The following is a 14,662-nucleotide window of genomic DNA, read 5'->3' as shown; positions in this document are numbered from 1 at the left end:
ATGAACGACGGGTAACTCAACGCCAGGTGAGAGGTGCCAGCTCGGCGGGGCGACCGCTGGGCGCGATGCCCTGCTGCGCCAGCGCGTACCCCATGACGTCGGAGAACACCGGGGCCGCTGCCACCCCGCCGAAGCGGTGCGCGTAGTCCGGGTGCTGGACGATGACGGCGACGACGAGCTGCGGGTCCTCCGCGGGCGCCATCCCGATGAACGACGCCGTGTACTGCTTGGTCCCGGTCTTCACCTTGGCCTGCAGGTCCTCGGCGGTTCCGGTCTTGCCGGCCACGCGGAATCCGGGGACGGCGGCGTTCAGGCCCGTGCCGTCGGACGTCACCACGCCTTCGAGCATGGACGTGACCTGCGCGGCGGTCGTCGGGCTGACCACACGGGTGCCGGTCGGCACGGGGGCGGGGGTGTAGACCCCTGACGCGTCGGTGGTGCCGGCGATGACACGCGGCGGCACGCGCACACCGCCGTTGGCGATGGTCGCGTACACCTGCGCGGCCTGGAGGGCGTTGACGGCGTAGTTCTGGCCGAAGAGGACGACGTTCTCGTCACGGGAGTTGGTCGCCCACTGCTTCGGGGTGGTGAGGATGCCGCGGGTCTCCCCGGGCAGGCCCAGCTGCTTCTGGCCGAGCCCGAAGGCCCGCAGGTAGTCGTAGCGCTGCTGCAGCGTGAGCTTCCGGCCGACCATGACCGTGCCGACGTTGGACGACTCCGCGAGCACCCCCGCGAACGTCAGCTTCTGCGGCGCATGGTCGTGGGAGTCCTTGACGATGCCGCCGCCGCGTGGGAGCTGCAGGCGGTCGGGCACCACCAGCGGCGTTACCGGCGTGGCCAGGCCTTGCTCGATGGCCGCGGCCGCGGTGATGACCTTGCCGGTGGACCCGGGCTCGAACACGTCCTCCAGCGACCGGTTGTGCCGCTCGGCCTCAGGCGTGGCTCCCGGGTGGGCGGGGTCGATCGAGCCGGACTCCGCCAGCGCGAGCACCTGCCCGTCCTTCGTCATCGCCACCACGGCCACCCACGACGCGCGCGTCGCTGCGGCCTGCGCGGCCGCGGCCCGCTGGGCGTAGAACTGCAGATCGGCGTCGAGGGTGAGCCGGACGTCCCGCCCGTTGACGGGAGCGACATCGATCGATTCCGCCAGCGGGATCCGCTGGCCGTCCTTGCCGCGCTCGTACGCGCGGCGCCCGTCGACGCCGCGCAGCACGTCGTCCTGCGCCAGTTCGATGCCGGCCAGGGCCTTCCCATCCGTACTGACCCAGCCGAGGAGGTTGCCTCCCGTCGTCCCGGCCGGGTACGTGCGCAGCACCTTCCGGTCGCTGCTCAGCCCGGGGATCTGCAACCCCTGCACCTGCCGCCGCACGGCCGGTGTCACGCCGCGGGCGAGCACCGTCCACCGCACCTGCTTGCCGTCGGAGCCGGTACGTGGCGTGAGCAGCGCGGTGAGCTCCGCCTCGGACGTCCCGAGCACCGGAGCCAGCTTGGCGGCTGCCGCGGCGGCCGTGTAGAGCTTCGGCTCGCGCGGTGTCGGCCCCCCGAAGAGCTTGGGGTCGGCGGTGATGTCGCGCCGCTCCACGTCCTGAGCGAGCACCTGACCGTCGCGGTCGGTGATGGCGCCGCGCGCCGCGGGCACGTTCTCCTTCTTCAAGCGCTCGCCGAGCGCTTGCTCGGCGAGCGGGGCTGCGTCGGTCACCTGCAGCTGCACGAGCCGCCCGGTGAACAGCCCCGCCAGCAGGACGATGACGACGACGACGGCCGCCGAGCGCCTCCCGGGCGAGCCCGCACGTGCCGCCCATCGCGTGCTCAGGCGGCGCTCCGGTCGCTTCGCGCGTGGCGGACGGCCAGGCCGTGCTGGCCGCACGGGACGAGCTGGGCGGGCGGGGCGAGCCGGCCGGGTCGGCGCGGTGACGCGCGAGGTACGGGCGGCTGCCGCGGTCCGCTGCGACGGGCGGGCCTTCCGAGTTGTTGTCGCGGGCTGGCTGGCAGCCGCGGTCCGGCCCTGAGCAGGCTTTGCCGGCGTCCCCTGTGCAGTCCGGCCCTGCGCTGTTCGACCCTGCGCCGTTCGAGGCTGAGCGGTGCGGCCCGGGGCCGAGCGTTCGCGCCCCTGAGGCTCCGTCTTCGCTCGTGCTTGGGCCGGGCGCGGGGCAGGAACCGGAGCTTTCCGCGGAGCCGGCGCCCCGGTGCCGCGTGAGCGGGGCGCGGCGGAGCCGCCCGGCTGGCGGGCTCCGGGCGTTCCGGACGGGCTCACGTCGCCGAGTATGGAGCGCGAGGTGATCGTGTCTGGGGTATTTGCGCTGGTCGGCGCGTCGGAACGCGTCGATGCCCGTGGGGTTGACGCCGCCGCCGCGGCAGCAGAACGTGGGGTGGTGGTCGCGAGAGTGCTTCACCTGGCGTCGAGGTCGCTCTGGGTGCGGGCCCAGGCGGAGGGCGCCTACCGGGGGTCCACCCTCGGGGCGGACCTCGACGAGGTGGGCTTCGTGCACGCCTCGGCGGCGAGCCAGCTGCCCGGCGTGGTCGCGGCGGTCTACGGCGAAGAGGACCTCGTCGACCACGTGCTGCTCGTCGTCGACGTCGACGCCTGCGAGGCGGCCGGTTCACCGGTGCGCTGGGAAGCACCGCCCGGTGGCGACCAGGCCTACCCGCACGTCTACGGTCCGGTGCCGCTCGCTGCGGTGGTGGCCGCTCTCGACGTCGGCCGCGACGCCGCGGGCGCGTTGCGCCTGCCGGACCTGGCCGCGCTCGACGTCGTCGTCGTCCCGCCGAGCTGATCAGCTTGCCTGTCGAGTGTCACAGTCAGCCTTCACGAGGAAGGGGGTGGGACGGGCGGCCACGTCGGGTCGGCGAGCGCGAGCCAGCGGCGGGCCGTCACCCCGTCGAACGGGGGCGTGCGCCAGGTCACGGCCGCCAGCACGGCGGCAGCAGCGGATCGCGTGGCGGTGACCAGCTCCTCGGGGTAGCCGTACGCGATGCGGTGGAGGTCGAACTCGTCTTTGTCGTCGATGAAGGGCTCCTCGCCGCCGCGCTGGACCACGTCGAGGTCGACGTCGACAGTTGTCACCCGCCCCGCCGACCACACCGCAGGCGTCGTGATGTCGACGTAGGTCTCCATCGCGCCCGCCGGTGCGGTGTCGTACAGCGTGGCCACCCAGTGCTGGTCACCGTCGCGCTCGCGGCGCTGGTGGCGCGGGAGGCAGACGACGGTCGGCCTGTCGTAGATCAGCTCCAGCCCGGGCCGCCACGTTCGCGTGCCGGCGGGGGAGTGCAGCCAGGTGCCGTGCTCGTCGTCGCCCAGCAGCCGAGTCGGCACGTGCCAGTGCGGTGAACCGTCGTACTTGGTGAACGCCAGCTGCACCTCGTCGCCGATCACCTCCACGACGCTAGCTGTGCTGCGCCCCGTCCTACGACGCCGTCCCGGCTGCTGCGGCCGGGACGGCAGGGGCCCACACCCGGCTGCGCCCGGTGAGCATCCACGCGGCGACGCTCACCGCGGTGAACACCGCCGCGAGCACCGCCACCGCGGCGTTCCCGGCGCCCACCGCGAGGGCGGCGACCCCGGCGACCACGCTGACGCCCACCGCCGTCCCGACGTCCTCCCCGAGTTCGAGCACCACCCCGCCGTGGGTGGTGGTCGTGCCCTCGCGCTCCTCGAAACCCTCCAGGGTCTGCGCCATGACCTTGGGGTAGGAAGCGCCCACCGCCACGCCGCTGAGCGCCGACACGACGCACAGCAGGGCGCCCCCGACGACGACGTCCCCGGTCAGCGCCACCGCGAACACCACGAGCAGCGCCCCGCACCCGGAGAACGTCAGCGCGGCCAGGCGGTGCGCCGCACGCGCCGACAGCCGCTCACCCAGCCCCGTCGAGCTGACCACGGCCCACAGCAGCGAGCTCACCGCCACGAGCACCGCGGCCAGCACGCCCCCGCGGTCCAGGTAGGTCACCGCGAGCAGCGGCAGCAGCGCGTTCAACGAGAAGTAGCTGCCGCACACGAGCGCGAGCACCCAGCCGCCGGACTGCGCGCGCCGCTGCCCGGGCACGGTGAGCCGCAGGGCCCGCCGGAACGGCAGCATCAGCACCATCCCGGAGACCACCACGGCGACGACGACGCTCGCCGTCACCCCCAGCTGCGCCTGCGCGCCGAGGGCCACCTGCACGACGGCAAGCCCCACCGCCACCGCCAGGAACGCGCCCGGACCGCGGACCTTCGCCGGCGTCTCGGGACGTTGGACGTCGACCACCGTCAACGCTCGGGAAATCAGCAGGCGGCCCACCAGGAGCAGCAGCGCCGGCCACGCCATCGTCGTCCTCCAGCCGAGGCTGAGCAGCAGCGCGCTGTTCACCAGAGGTGCGACGAGCGACGGCACCAGCCACATGAGCGCGTACAGGCCGAACGCCCGCTCGCGCTCGCGGGCGTCGGGGTAGAGCTGCGCGAGCACGCCCATCCCCAGCCCCGCCATGAGGCCCGCGGCGACACCGCGCAGCGCGAGCCCCGCCACCACCCAGCCCATGCTCGGCGCGGTGACCGTGACGGCGACGCCGAGGAGGAACACGACCGTCGACGTCCACAGCTGCACCTGCGGCCCGAGCCGCCCGTAGAGATAGGCACCGACGGCCATGAACGCGATGCTCACCACGCCGGACGCGGTCACCGCCGGGCCGTACAGCGCGGTCCCGCCGAGCTCGTGGGCCGCCACGGGCAGCACCGCCGAGTAGCTCAGCCCGCCGACACCCGCAGCGAACTCCGTCAGCAGGAACGCCGCCAGCAGGCGCCCCCGCGGGCCACGGAACAGCGGCGCCAGCCGGGCTCTCGTGTCCTGCGACATCCGGCGGAGAGTACTGACAGCGACCGTCCGGCGGCGCTGCGCCGATCACCCGACCGGGCGGACGCTCACTGCCCCCACCGAGTGCTTGTGCTGGAGCGGCATCGGACCCACCCTGGGGCGTGCTCGTCGTCGCCATCGTCCGGCTCGCCGCCCGGTTGATCGCTCGGTGGGTCACCGGCAGAGAGCGGCCGTGGCCCCCGGAGCTGGTGGACCTCGAGCGGCAGGCGTCCGTGGCGATGGCCATGTGCCGGTGCGGCCACATCTGGCACCGGCACGAGCGGCCCCACCCCAGCACCCGCTGCAGCGAGTGCCGGTGCTCGCGGTTCCGGCCCGCGGAGCGCCCCGGGCGCTACCCGGTCGTCGGGGGATGAGGTCAGGACGACGCCTCCGCGGCGTCACGCCTCCAGACGTCGGTGGATCGACGGTGCTCCAGCGCCGCAGCCACACACCTTCGCGCTAAAATAGCGCTATGGCGACCATTCAGATCCGTGACGTGCCCGAGGAGGCATACGAGGTGCTCCGCAGCCGAGCGCGCACGTCGGGCCGTTCCATTCAGGCGTACATGCTGGAAGAGGTGGTGCGGCTCGCCTCTAGGCCGTCCAAGGCCGAGCACCTGGCGGCCATCGAGGCTCGCATAGCTCGCGGCGAGGTAGAGCCGATGACACCGGCCGAGGCCGTCGAGCTCGTGCACGCCGCTCGCCGGTGAGTTCGGTCGACCTCGTCATCGATGCCTCGGCCCTCGTGCTGGCGCTCACCTCCGCCGCCCCAGATGCTGCCGACCTGCGACGCCGATGTGGCCAGGGCGTCGTCCACGCTCCCCACCTCCTCGATGCTGAAGTGGGGAGCGCTCTGCGTGGCAGGGCGCTGGGTGGGCACGTCCAGGAGCACCAGGTGCCGCGCCTCTTGGCGGACGCGGCCGCGATGGTCGACCATCGCTATCCGCACCACGGCGCGCTCGGACTGGGGGCCTGGGCTCTGCGGCACAACGTCTCCTTCTACGACGCCCTCTACGTCGCCCTGGCTGCCCACCTCGACGCCGTCCTCGTCACGGCCGACGCCAAGCTCGCACCGGCGCCAGCCATTCCGTGCCGGGTGGAGGTGCTTCGAGGCGACTGACCGTGCCCTGCCGGCGACGGTGCCTCCCTAGGGTTGAGCGCCGTGGACCAGAGCGGCGAAACGCGGTGGATAGCCAGCACGCGTGACTCCTACGACACGGTGGCCGAGAGCTACGCGGATCTGGTCAGCCATCATCTCCGTGACGACCCACACGATCGAGCCGATCTGCAGCTCTTCGCCGAGCTGGCGGGCGAGGCCGGTGGCGGTCGAGTGCTCGATGTCGGGTGCGGCCCCGGGCACTTCACTGCTCACCTCGCTCGGCTCGGCGTGGATGCCGTGGGAGTTGACCTGTCGCCAGGGATGGTGCGGCGGGCGCAACGCGATCACGCGGACGTGCACTTCGAGGTCGGCTCTATGGCATCTCTCACTGCTGGCGACGGAACGCTGGCAGGTATCCTCGCCTGGTACTCGCTCATCCACGCCCCTGATGACGACGTCGTCGCCGTCCTCGGCGAGTTCTACCGAGCGCTACGACCGGGCGGCATCCTCCTGGTCGCCTGGCACGTGGGCGACGAGGTGAGGCTGAAGACGCAGGGCTACGGCGGGTTGCCGATGCACGTCAACGTCCACCGGCGTTCGCTGGAGACCATGTGCGCTTGGCTGATGGACGCCGGCTTTGACCTCCTGCAGTCGACGTTGCGCGAGCCGACGGCCGAGGTACCTCAGGGCAGGCTGCTCGCGCGTAGGCAGTGACGCTCGCCCCGTCGACAGGGGCGCCCGCTGACGTGCACCGCGAGGCTGGACCTTGCCGCGCGGCAAGGTCCTACCGTCCGCGACATGGACGGCAGGCTCACAGTGGGGCAGATCGCGGACGCAGCCGGGATGACGGCGCGGGCCATGCGGCACTACGACCGCATCGGGCTCTTCGTGCCGGACGAGGTGGACGAGGACACCGGCTACCGCTGGTACGCAGCCGACCGGCTGCCCCAGGCGCGGCTCGTGGGCGCGCTGCGCGCGGTGGGCGTCCCGCTCGACGGGATCGCCACCTGCTTGTCCGCGGCCGGTGACCCCGACGTCGTCGACGACGTCCTCGCCGACCACCGCCGCAGGCTGGAGAGCCGGCTCGCCCGCGTCCGCGGTGACCTCCACCGGCTCGCCCACCTGATCGAAGACCTCGGGTGCGGCCACGACGAGCTCGGCGGCGGTGCGGGGACATCGCTGGCTCCGGAGCTGCCGGCGCCCGTACCGACGCTCGAGGCCCCGACGAGGACCCCCGACCGCCAGCTGGCGGTGGACCTGTTCAACGGCGTGTGGCGGCTCATGGAGACCGAGGACCGGACGCCCGCCCAGGACGACCGGATGATCCACGCAGCGCACGCCTCCCGCTACCACTGGGAACAGGCCGGTACCGCGGTGAACCTGGCCCGCGGTGAGTGGCAGTGCTCGCGCGTCTACGCCGTCCTCGGGCGCGCCGAGCCCGCGTTGCACCATGCCCGCAGGGTGCTGGAGATCTGCCAGGAGAACGGCATCGGAGACTGGGACCTCGCGTTCGCCCACGAGGCCCTTGCCAGGGCGTCCGCCGTCGCCAATGACGACGACGCGGTGCGGCGCCACCTTGCGGACGCCCAGGCCGCGGCCGAGCACATCGCCGACCCAGAAGACCGCGCGCTGCTGGAGAGCGACCTGGCGTCGATCTCGTCGCCCGGCGCACGGTGACCGCCGCCTCCGTCGTCGTCAGCCGTGCAGTTCACCAGGGCACGAGCCGGGGACGTGCTCGGCGGGGGCGCGCTCGAAGACCTCGGAGTGGCCGCGCTCGTCCTCGAACCGGAGCCGGTCGCCGTCCTTCGACACCCAGCCACGCTGTTCGGGCCGGTTCCAGCCGGCGGGCGCCCCGCCGTCCGGTCCGACGAGCGGGCCGCCGACGCGGGTGTAGACCACAGGAGGGTTCGACCTCACAGCGAGCAGCAGCGCGGCAGCGCTGACCGCGATCAGCGAGGTGGTGGCGCGGTGGTCCACGGGGCTCCGTCGGGTCGGCGACGAGCGCGATGCTCGCCGATCACCCTCAGGACGCCGCTGGGGCGCGCCGTGTTGCAAGCGCCGGTGCTGTCGCCGCAGCGGCGACGGCGATGACTGCGGCGCTCATCCAGAACACCGCCGGCAGGTTGAGGTGATTGGCGACGACGCCGGCCACCAGCGCGCCGACCGTGGCAGACCCGACCGCCGCCACTGAGAACGCCGAGCCCACCCGCCCCAGCAGCTCGTCAGGGACTACACGTTGCCGCAGGGACACTCCGACGACGTTCCACACCAGCACGCCCACGCCGTTGACCACGAGCAACGCCGCCGCCACCACTCCCGAGCCCGTTATCGCTAGGCCGGCCATCGACAGCACGATGAGGGCCGCGGCGGAGTACATCGCCCCGCCCACCCCCAGGCGAGCGCGCACCCACGGAGCTACCTGGCTGCCGATCAGCGCCCCGACAGCTCCGACGGCCAGAATCACGCCGAAGCCCGTCGGTCCGAGACCCAGCGTGTCATGGACGTAGAGCGCGATGACACCCCAAAACGCCCCGGAGGCGAAGCCGAGCGCGGCGAGCACCACCTAGAGCGACCGCACCAGCCGCTGCCCCAGCAGCCAGCGGATGCCCTCGGCGATGCCGGCGTACGCCTGTCGCAGTGCGCCGCCCGCTGGCGGCGCAGCGGCACGGGTCCTGCCGAAGGCGGTCCCTGGTAAGCGCCCTGACAGGACGAGCGCCGCCACCGTTGCCACGAGCAGCGCCGCGGCGTCGACGGCGAAAGGAACCACCACCGCGACGGCGAAGAGCGCCCCGGTGATGCCCTGCCCGACGAACTGCCCCGTGACCACCTGCGCCCCGTACAGGTGGGCGTTGGCGCGCTCGAGCAGCGGCTCGGGCGCGCAGCGGGGGACCAGCGCGATGGCGGCGTCGTCGACGAACGCCTCCCCGATCCCCAGCAGCAGCGCAGCGCCGATGAGCAGCCCGATGCTGGCGTGCCCGGTGGCCAGGGCCGCCACGAGCACCATGACGACGACGGTGCGCCCGGCGTTCACGGCCCACAGCAGCCGCACGCGGTCCACACGGTCCACCACCAGCCCGGCCAGCGGCCCGACGAGCAGCCACGGCAGCGTGGTGGCCGCTGCCACCGCGCTGACCAGCACTGGGTCGCGCGTCAGCGAGACGGCCAGCAGCGGGAACGCGACGCGGCGCACGCCGTCGCCGAGGTTCGCCGCGGTCGAAGCCGTCCACAGGTGCCAGTAGTCGGCGCCGAGTCGCCCCGATGAGCCGGGGGAGGACGACGACGGTGGTGCGGCGCTCACGAGCGGGCGCGATCGTCGTCGTCCTGAGAGCGGTGAGGGACAGCTGACGTCCGGTAGAGCGCCACCGTGAGGTTGGCGATCGGGGCGTCGGGTGACTGGTCGGCCTCGGCGGCGGACACCAGGGCCGCGATCTGCTCCGACAGGCGCTGATAGGCGGCGGCGTCGAGGCGGAGCCTCGTGACGAGCAGCTGCTGCTCGGCCTCCGGTGGGGCGGCGTCGAGGTCTTCGGTCACGGTGCGCAGGAGCAGCCCGCGGCGTCCGTGGGCGGGGTTGGTGGGCGCCACGTCGAAGGTGCGCGCCACGCGTCCCCAGTAGCGCTCGGTGCCGCCGCGGACCTTGGCCGTGCGGACTACGCGGACCAGACCCGCCGCGGCGAGAGTCTTGAGGTGGTGGCTGGCGCTGCCCTTGAGGAGGTCGTGCTCGGCGGCGAGTTGGGTGACCGTGGCCGCGCGCACCGACAGCGTCTCGAGGATGCGGAATCGGGCGAGGTTGCCGATCGCGGCGACCTGGTCGGCGGTGGTCAGCTCGAGGACGTCGTCGAGCTCGTAGTCGGGGATGCCATCGGGCACCCATCAAGAGTGCTTGACTCTTTATGGGTCAGTCAAGGCCAGCTACTCACCACCCGTCGCAGCCCGTCCACAGCGATTGGTCGAGCCAGTGACGGTCCCGCAGGCTCGTCCCCGAACTCGCGCCGGTTGAGCGCCAGCGTCCGGAGCGGTCACGGGGCACCACGTGGACGTCGTGGTCGAGGCCGTCCTCGCCGCGGTAGAGGACGACGACGCACCCGAGGTCGTCCCAGACGCCAGCGGAGGCGACCACCGACCCGGTTCCGGGCACGCTGGTCAGTCCGCCCGGCCAGGTGATCCCGCGCTCGAGCTGTTCATCAGTCACGTCAGGCGTCCACGTCGGTAGGTCGCCGTCGTGGCCCTCGTCGGTGGTGGCCATTCGCCCATGATCACCGCGAGGGCAAAGAGGTTGGCCGTGACGGCGGACGTGCAGAAGTCTCCCGGAGGCCGTGTGGGGAGGCCCTCGTGGGACTTCTGCACGTCGGTCGTCACGGGACCCCTACGCCACGCGCAACCGCCGCAGGCCAGCGGCCAGGCCGCCGGGGAAGATGAGCGCGTGAGAGTGCTCGACGCGGTGATGAGCGGTGTCGACGGGCGGTTCGCGCGGCTGTGGGCGTCGTCGTCGGCATCCGCGCTCGGCACGGGGCTCGTACTCATCGCTGCGCCGCTGCTCGTGGCGACCTATTCGGACGACCCGGTCGTGGTCTCCGCGGCGTTCGCCGTCGCGTGGCTGCCCTGGCTGCTGTTCGCGCTGCCCGCAGGGGTGCTCGTCGACAGGGTCGACCGGCGCCGCCTGCTGGTGGTGCTGGACGTCGTGCGAGCCGCAGCGCTGGTGGTGCTGGGCGCCGTCGTCGTCGCCGGATCCGGGGGAGTGGCGCTGCTCTACGGGGTGCTGTTCGCCGTGAACGCGTGCGAGGTGGTCAGCCGCATCGCTGGGTCGACGATGGTGCCCGACGTCGTAGGCGACATGTCTCTGGAGCGCGCCAACGGCTGGCTCTTCGGCTCGGCGACGCTCATGAACGGTGTGCTGGCGGGGCCGCTGGCCGGCGCGCTGTTCGCGCTGGCAGCCGGGGTGCCGTTCCTCGTGGCAGCCGCGGCGATGGCCGCGGGGGCGGTGCTGCTGGCGGTGATCCCCGGCCGGTACCCGGCGCCGGCGCGGCCGCAGCCGGCCGGCGGCCCGGCTGAGGAACCGGGGCGGTTGCGGGTGGCGCTCGGAGAGGTCGGCGAGGCCTTCGGGTGGCTCATGAGGCAGCAGATGCTGCGGACGATGGCGCTGCTCATCGGCCTGCTCAACCTCACGTACTACGCCGCGCTCGCGCTGCTCGTGCTGGTCGCGCAGCAGCGGCTCAGCCTCGGATCGGTGGGGTACGGCGCGCTGCTCGGCTGCATGGCGGTCGGGGGTCTGGCCGGAGCTGCCGCTGGAGACCGCATCATCGGCTGGGCCACCCCCACCTGGACCATCCGGATCGGGCTGCTGATCGAGGCGTGCTTGCACCTCGTGCTCGCGGCTTCCACGAGCGCCGTGTTCGTCGGGGTGGTGTTCGTGATCTTCGGGATGCACGCCTCGCTGTGGGGCATCGTCGCGACGACGCTGCGCCAGCGCCTCACTCCACCGGAGATGCTCGGCCGGGTGGGCAGCGCCACCACGTTCATCTCCGCCGGGGGCAACTGCGCCGGAGCCCTCCTGGGTGGGGTGCTCGCCTCCGCGGCGGGCATCACCGCGCCGTACTGGGTGGGGTTCGGGCTGGCGCTGCTGGTCAGCGCGAGCACGTGGCGCATTTTCTCCCGGGCCGCAGTAGCCCGCGCGTACACCGATGGTCGCGCTGCCTGACACTGCTGCTGGCCGTTGATCGACGACGACGACGGCCTCGCTCCGCCCAGCGGCTGACGCCGAGCGGGAGACGGTCCGACGAGGACGTACACCCCCGGGATGACAGGGCCACAGACGAACCCGCTCTCCGGCTGATCCGCCGCACACGGCGGACGCGGCAGCCTGGCGCTGCCGGACGATCAGATCGTGACGCCGGCACCACCGGAACCTCAGGGGGAGCCTGCGATGCCGACAACGGAGCAGGTGCGCCGCTACAAGCGCCGCACCGCCTACCTCCAGCTGACCGTGGTCACCGCTGCCGTGGCCGTCTTCGTCCTCGCACTTCTCTTCCCACAGAGCTGAGGGAAGCGTGCAACAGCACAGCCGACGGCAGCGTCTGAGCACCATGCACGTCCTCGACCTGCCCCGTCCCCGCAGGCACCACCTCGCCGGTGATGCCGGTGAGCTGACGCTCACGGCGCCCGTGCTCGGTCACGGTGAGGACCTCGGCACCTTCGCGGTGCAGGTCCGCCGGGCCATCCAGCAGGGAGCCACGTCCCTGGTCGTCGACGAGTCGGCGTGCGTCACGTGGTCTCCCGGTCAGCTGCTCGTGCTCGAGCACCTGCGCCGCCTCGCGCAGCGATGCGGTACCGCCTGGTCGTCCATCACTCCCGAGGATCGGTGCGCCTGATGATCGTGCTGATAGAGATCGCCGTTGCGCTGTGGGCCGGGTCGGCGGTGGTGGTGACGTCGCTGTTCGCCTCCGCGGCTCCGCTACGGCGCCGGAACGACGGCGGGCATGGCCACTGAGCAGCCTGCCGTTCGGCGGAGGGTCTTCCTGCTGGCGGTAGCCGGTGGCGCCGCAGGCGTCAGCGGGATGCTGGCCGGCTGCCGTTCGTCGTCGTCCTCGGCTGCACCGGGGGGAGCGACGTCGACTCCCTCGGTGATCTCGAAGCCGCCCGCGCCGGCGGCTCAGGTGTCGTTGGTGGCTGATGGGGTGGCGGCGGGTGGGGTGACGTCTCCGGTGCCGGTGCTGCGTCCGACGGTGTCGTCGGGGACGTTGCAGGGGGTGGTGGTGACTGCCGCTGACGGTTCTCAGATCACGGGGGCGGGGGCTGCGGATGGTTCGTGGAGCCCGGAGGAGCCGTTGGAGTTGGGTGCTTCGTATACGGCGGTCGCGTCGGCGGTGAACGCTGATGGGCAGGTGGTGTCGGTGTCGTTGCCGTTCTCGGTGACCGGTGAGGACGGCGCGGTGCGGGCGAAGTTGATGCCGTTGGATGGTGAAGTGGTGGGGGTGGGGATGCCCGTGGTGGTGATTTTTACGCGGGAGGTCCCGAAGGCTGAGCGGGCGAAGCTGGTCGAGGCGATTCAGCTGGTCACGAAGGCTCCTGATGGGTCGAGTGTTGAGGGTGCGTGGCGTTGGATCGGGGCGGATCGGGTGCATTGGCGTCCGAAGGTGTATTGGCCTTCGGGGACGAGTGTGTCGGTGAAGGTGCCGATGACGAAGGTGCAGGTGGGTGGTGCGTGGGGTGCTGCGGATCGGGATGTGGCGTTCACGGTTGGTGATGCGCATGTGTCGACGGCGGATACGGATACGCATCAGATGACGGTGCGGGTCAATGGTGAGGTGGCCAGGGTGATCCCGATTTCGGCGGGTCGGGAGGATTCCGATCCGGCGTTTGTGACGCGGTCGGGGGTGCATCTGGTGTTGGAGAAGCATGCTGATTATTTGATGGATGGTCGGACGGTGGGTCAGGATTATGCGACGCAGGTGAAGTGGGCGACGCGGATTGCGAATTCGGGGGAGTTTGTGCATGGGGCGCCGTGGTCGGTGCCGTCGCAGGGTAAGCGGAATGTTTCGCATGGGTGTTTGAATGTGTCGGATGCGAATGCGAAGTGGTTTTTTGATTTGTCGCAGCGTGGTGATGTGGTGGATGTGACGGGGACGGATCGGGCGATGGAGTTGACGAATGGGTTGGGGGATTGGGTGTTGAGTTGGGAGCAGTGGACCGCACCCCAGGTCTGAGGCTCACGAGTTCCCTGGCGCAGCGACTCTCCCTGGGGGTCACGCTCGCCGCGGTGGGGCTCGTGTTCCTGCTGGCCGTCGGGTGCACTCACATGGGCGGGCGGAGTCTCGGGCAGGAGGCGCCGGCGCAGAGTGCTGGTGGGGTGGACGCCGTCGTCGTCCATGTCGTCATCGAGGCGTCCTGCCCCCGAGCGAGGGCCGGCTTCCGCGGCGCCTCGTCCGCTCTGGTGGGCGCAGGGCGCGCTCGCCTCGTGTCCGGATGCACGCAGAGCGGCGTCGATAGCTCCTTCACGTTTGAGGTGCACCTGCCGTCGTCGTCGACGGTGGTCCTCGCGCCCGGTGGACTGCAGGCGGTCGCCGTGGACGGTTCCCGGGCCTCGGGTGCGGGTGAGGTGACGCTGCGCTACGCCCCTGAGGGCGGCGACTTCCGGCCCGTCAGCACGGCCTACGGCGACGGTGAGGACGAGGCCGCTCGCCTCGCGTGAGCCGTCCGCGTGTCACGTTCCGTGAGTCTCCGATCACGCTTCTGAGCTGCTGAAACGACTCCGACCGGGCTGTCGGTGGTGGCCTCTACGTTGGGAACATGAGTTCGAGCGGGATCCCGGAGTGGGCCGTCGGTGACTTCGACGACGAGCCCGCCGTGCCGTTGCTCGATCAGGACGACGACGATCAGGACGACGACGGCGAGGGCCTGGTCCCCTTCAGCACCGCGTGGTGGACCCAGGCGTTGGTGCAGGAGCCGCTGACGGGGTCGGTTGCTGAGCGGCGTCGGATCCGGGCCTGTGTGGCGGCTGCGGTGGGGCTGGAGCCGGGGTCGGGTCAGCTGGCCGCGTTGGAGTCGTTGCTGATGGTGGTGAACACCAGCAGCTCCACCACCAGTGCCACCACCAGTGCGGCCACGGGCAGCACCACGGCCAGCGACGCCGACTCTGCTGGTGGTGGGTGTTGCGCGTCGCTTCTGATGTCGATGTTGGCGTCACCGCCGATGTCGACCATCGACGCCAGAAGGGCCCCACCGCGACTGCGGTGGGGCCCTTG

General features: G+C 71.9%; 19 protein-coding genes. 11 read left to right on the top strand and 8 right to left on the bottom strand.

What is annotated here, in order from left to right; translation table 11 throughout:
• Positions 1-16: 16 nt before the first annotated feature.
• A complete protein-coding gene (locus BXY45_RS20180) occupies positions 17-1,867 on the bottom strand; it encodes a peptidoglycan D,D-transpeptidase FtsI family protein (RefSeq protein WP_109776327.1) in 1,851 nt (616 codons plus the stop codon).
• 415 nt (positions 1,868-2,282) lie between these two features.
• Between BXY45_RS20180 and BXY45_RS20170 the strand changes: the two genes are divergently transcribed.
• Positions 2,283-2,774: a DUF952 domain-containing protein gene (locus tag BXY45_RS20170; protein WP_211319783.1), complete on the top strand. Its 492-nt coding sequence runs from the start codon at positions 2,283-2,285 to the stop codon at positions 2,772-2,774.
• A 32-nt stretch (positions 2,775-2,806) separates the two neighbouring features.
• Here the strand turns inward: BXY45_RS20170 and BXY45_RS20165 are convergent, their stop codons facing one another.
• Both BXY45_RS20165 and BXY45_RS20160 read right to left on the bottom strand, forming a co-directional pair.
• Positions 2,807-3,373, bottom strand: coding sequence for a DUF402 domain-containing protein (locus BXY45_RS20165; RefSeq protein ID WP_146211297.1), 567 nt, complete (start codon positions 3,371-3,373; stop codon positions 2,807-2,809).
• Between the two features lie 31 nt (positions 3,374-3,404).
• On the bottom strand, positions 3,405-4,829 hold the full coding sequence (locus tag BXY45_RS20160; protein WP_109776324.1) for an MFS transporter: 1,425 nt from the start codon (positions 4,827-4,829) through the stop codon (positions 3,405-3,407).
• 119 nt (positions 4,830-4,948) lie between these two features.
• On the opposite strand from BXY45_RS20160, the gene BXY45_RS20155 reads away from it, so the two are divergent.
• The 5 genes from BXY45_RS20155 (at position 4,949) to BXY45_RS20135 (ending at position 7,601) form a co-directional block, all read left to right on the top strand.
• The gene (locus BXY45_RS20155; RefSeq protein WP_109776323.1) at positions 4,949-5,200 is read left to right on the top strand and encodes a hypothetical protein; all 252 of its coding nucleotides are present in this window, start codon (positions 4,949-4,951) and stop codon (positions 5,198-5,200) included.
• A gap of 98 nt (positions 5,201-5,298) precedes the next feature.
• On the top strand, positions 5,299-5,535 hold the full coding sequence (locus tag BXY45_RS20150; protein WP_109776322.1) for a FitA-like ribbon-helix-helix domain-containing protein: 237 nt from the start codon (positions 5,299-5,301) through the stop codon (positions 5,533-5,535).
• On the top strand, positions 5,532-5,945 hold the full coding sequence (locus BXY45_RS20145) for a type II toxin-antitoxin system VapC family toxin (protein ID WP_109776321.1): 414 nt from the start codon (positions 5,532-5,534) through the stop codon (positions 5,943-5,945). Before BXY45_RS20150 ends, BXY45_RS20145 begins: the two co-directional genes overlap by 4 nt.
• A 42-nt stretch (positions 5,946-5,987) precedes the next feature.
• Entirely contained in the window at positions 5,988-6,638 is a 651-nt protein-coding gene (locus BXY45_RS20140; RefSeq protein WP_109776320.1) for a class I SAM-dependent methyltransferase, read from the top strand.
• 84 nt (positions 6,639-6,722) lie between these two features.
• The gene (locus tag BXY45_RS20135) at positions 6,723-7,601 is read left to right on the top strand and encodes a MerR family transcriptional regulator (protein WP_109776319.1); all 879 of its coding nucleotides are present in this window, start codon (positions 6,723-6,725) and stop codon (positions 7,599-7,601) included.
• A gap of 18 nt (positions 7,602-7,619) precedes the next feature.
• Here BXY45_RS20135 and BXY45_RS20130 read toward each other — a convergent pair whose 3' ends face one another.
• Genes BXY45_RS20130 through BXY45_RS22995 form a run of 5 tightly spaced genes read right to left on the bottom strand, consistent with a single transcriptional unit; the run spans position 7,620 to position 10,167 of the window.
• Positions 7,620-7,901, bottom strand: a complete 282-nt coding sequence (locus BXY45_RS20130; protein WP_109776318.1) for a hypothetical protein — start codon at positions 7,899-7,901, stop codon at positions 7,620-7,622.
• Between the two features lie 46 nt (positions 7,902-7,947).
• The gene (locus tag BXY45_RS20125) at positions 7,948-8,487 is read right to left on the bottom strand and encodes an MFS transporter (RefSeq protein WP_109776317.1); all 540 of its coding nucleotides are present in this window, start codon (positions 8,485-8,487) and stop codon (positions 7,948-7,950) included.
• Positions 8,488-9,222 (bottom strand): MFS transporter, encoded by a 735-nt coding sequence (locus BXY45_RS20120; RefSeq protein ID WP_170131640.1) that lies wholly within the window; start codon positions 9,220-9,222, stop codon positions 8,488-8,490.
• A complete protein-coding gene (locus BXY45_RS20115) occupies positions 9,219-9,791 on the bottom strand; it encodes an ArsR/SmtB family transcription factor (RefSeq protein ID WP_109776316.1) in 573 nt (190 codons plus the stop codon). Before BXY45_RS20115 ends, BXY45_RS20120 begins: the two co-directional genes overlap by 4 nt.
• Before the next feature lie 46 nt (positions 9,792-9,837).
• Positions 9,838-10,167 (bottom strand): hypothetical protein, encoded by a 330-nt coding sequence (locus BXY45_RS22995; protein ID WP_146211296.1) that lies wholly within the window; start codon positions 10,165-10,167, stop codon positions 9,838-9,840.
• Between the two features lie 177 nt (positions 10,168-10,344).
• Here BXY45_RS22995 and BXY45_RS20110 point away from each other — a divergent pair, with 177 nt between their 5' ends.
• The 5 genes from BXY45_RS20110 to BXY45_RS23945 form a co-directional block, all read left to right on the top strand.
• Positions 10,345-11,619, top strand: coding sequence for an MFS transporter (locus BXY45_RS20110; protein ID WP_211319782.1), 1,275 nt, complete (start codon positions 10,345-10,347; stop codon positions 11,617-11,619).
• 349 nt (positions 11,620-11,968) lie between these two features.
• On the top strand, positions 11,969-12,289 hold the full coding sequence (locus BXY45_RS20105; RefSeq protein WP_146211295.1) for a hypothetical protein: 321 nt from the start codon (positions 11,969-11,971) through the stop codon (positions 12,287-12,289).
• 108 nt (positions 12,290-12,397) lie between these two features.
• Positions 12,398-13,624 carry a L,D-transpeptidase gene (locus BXY45_RS20100; RefSeq protein WP_146211294.1) on the top strand — a complete coding sequence of 409 codons (1,227 nt, stop codon included), beginning with the start codon at positions 12,398-12,400 and terminating at the stop codon, positions 13,622-13,624.
• Positions 13,603-14,109 (top strand): hypothetical protein, encoded by a 507-nt coding sequence (locus BXY45_RS20095; protein ID WP_109776313.1) that lies wholly within the window; start codon positions 13,603-13,605, stop codon positions 14,107-14,109. The genes BXY45_RS20100 and BXY45_RS20095 overlap by 22 nt, the downstream gene beginning before the upstream one ends.
• A 98-nt stretch (positions 14,110-14,207) precedes the next feature.
• A partial coding sequence (locus BXY45_RS23945; protein WP_211319781.1) for a hypothetical protein occupies positions 14,208-14,662 on the top strand: 455 nt, incomplete at its 3' end.

It is taken from the genome of Quadrisphaera granulorum (assembly GCF_003149145.1).
In the GTDB taxonomy this organism is placed as follows: domain Bacteria; phylum Actinomycetota; class Actinomycetes; order Actinomycetales; family Quadrisphaeraceae; genus Quadrisphaera; species Quadrisphaera granulorum.
The sequence above is the reverse complement of the archived record's forward strand: the minus strand, read 5'-3'. Positions and strand labels throughout refer to the sequence as shown.

Excerpts from the sequence above, each read along its gene's own strand:
- BXY45_RS20135 (WP_109776319.1), top strand. The coding sequence starts at position 6,723 with ATGGACGGCAGGCTCACAGTGGGGCAGATCGCGGACGCAGCCGGGATG.
- BXY45_RS20150 (WP_109776322.1), top strand. The coding sequence starts at position 5,299 with ATGGCGACCATTCAGATCCGTGACGTGCCCGAGGAGGCATACGAGGTG.
- BXY45_RS22995 (WP_146211296.1), bottom strand. The coding sequence starts at position 10,167 with ATGGCCACCACCGACGAGGGCCACGACGGCGACCTACCGACGTGGACG.
- BXY45_RS20160 (WP_109776324.1), bottom strand. The coding sequence starts at position 4,829 with ATGTCGCAGGACACGAGAGCCCGGCTGGCGCCGCTGTTCCGTGGCCCG.
- BXY45_RS20100 (WP_146211294.1), top strand. The coding sequence starts at position 12,398 with ATGGCCACTGAGCAGCCTGCCGTTCGGCGGAGGGTCTTCCTGCTGGCG.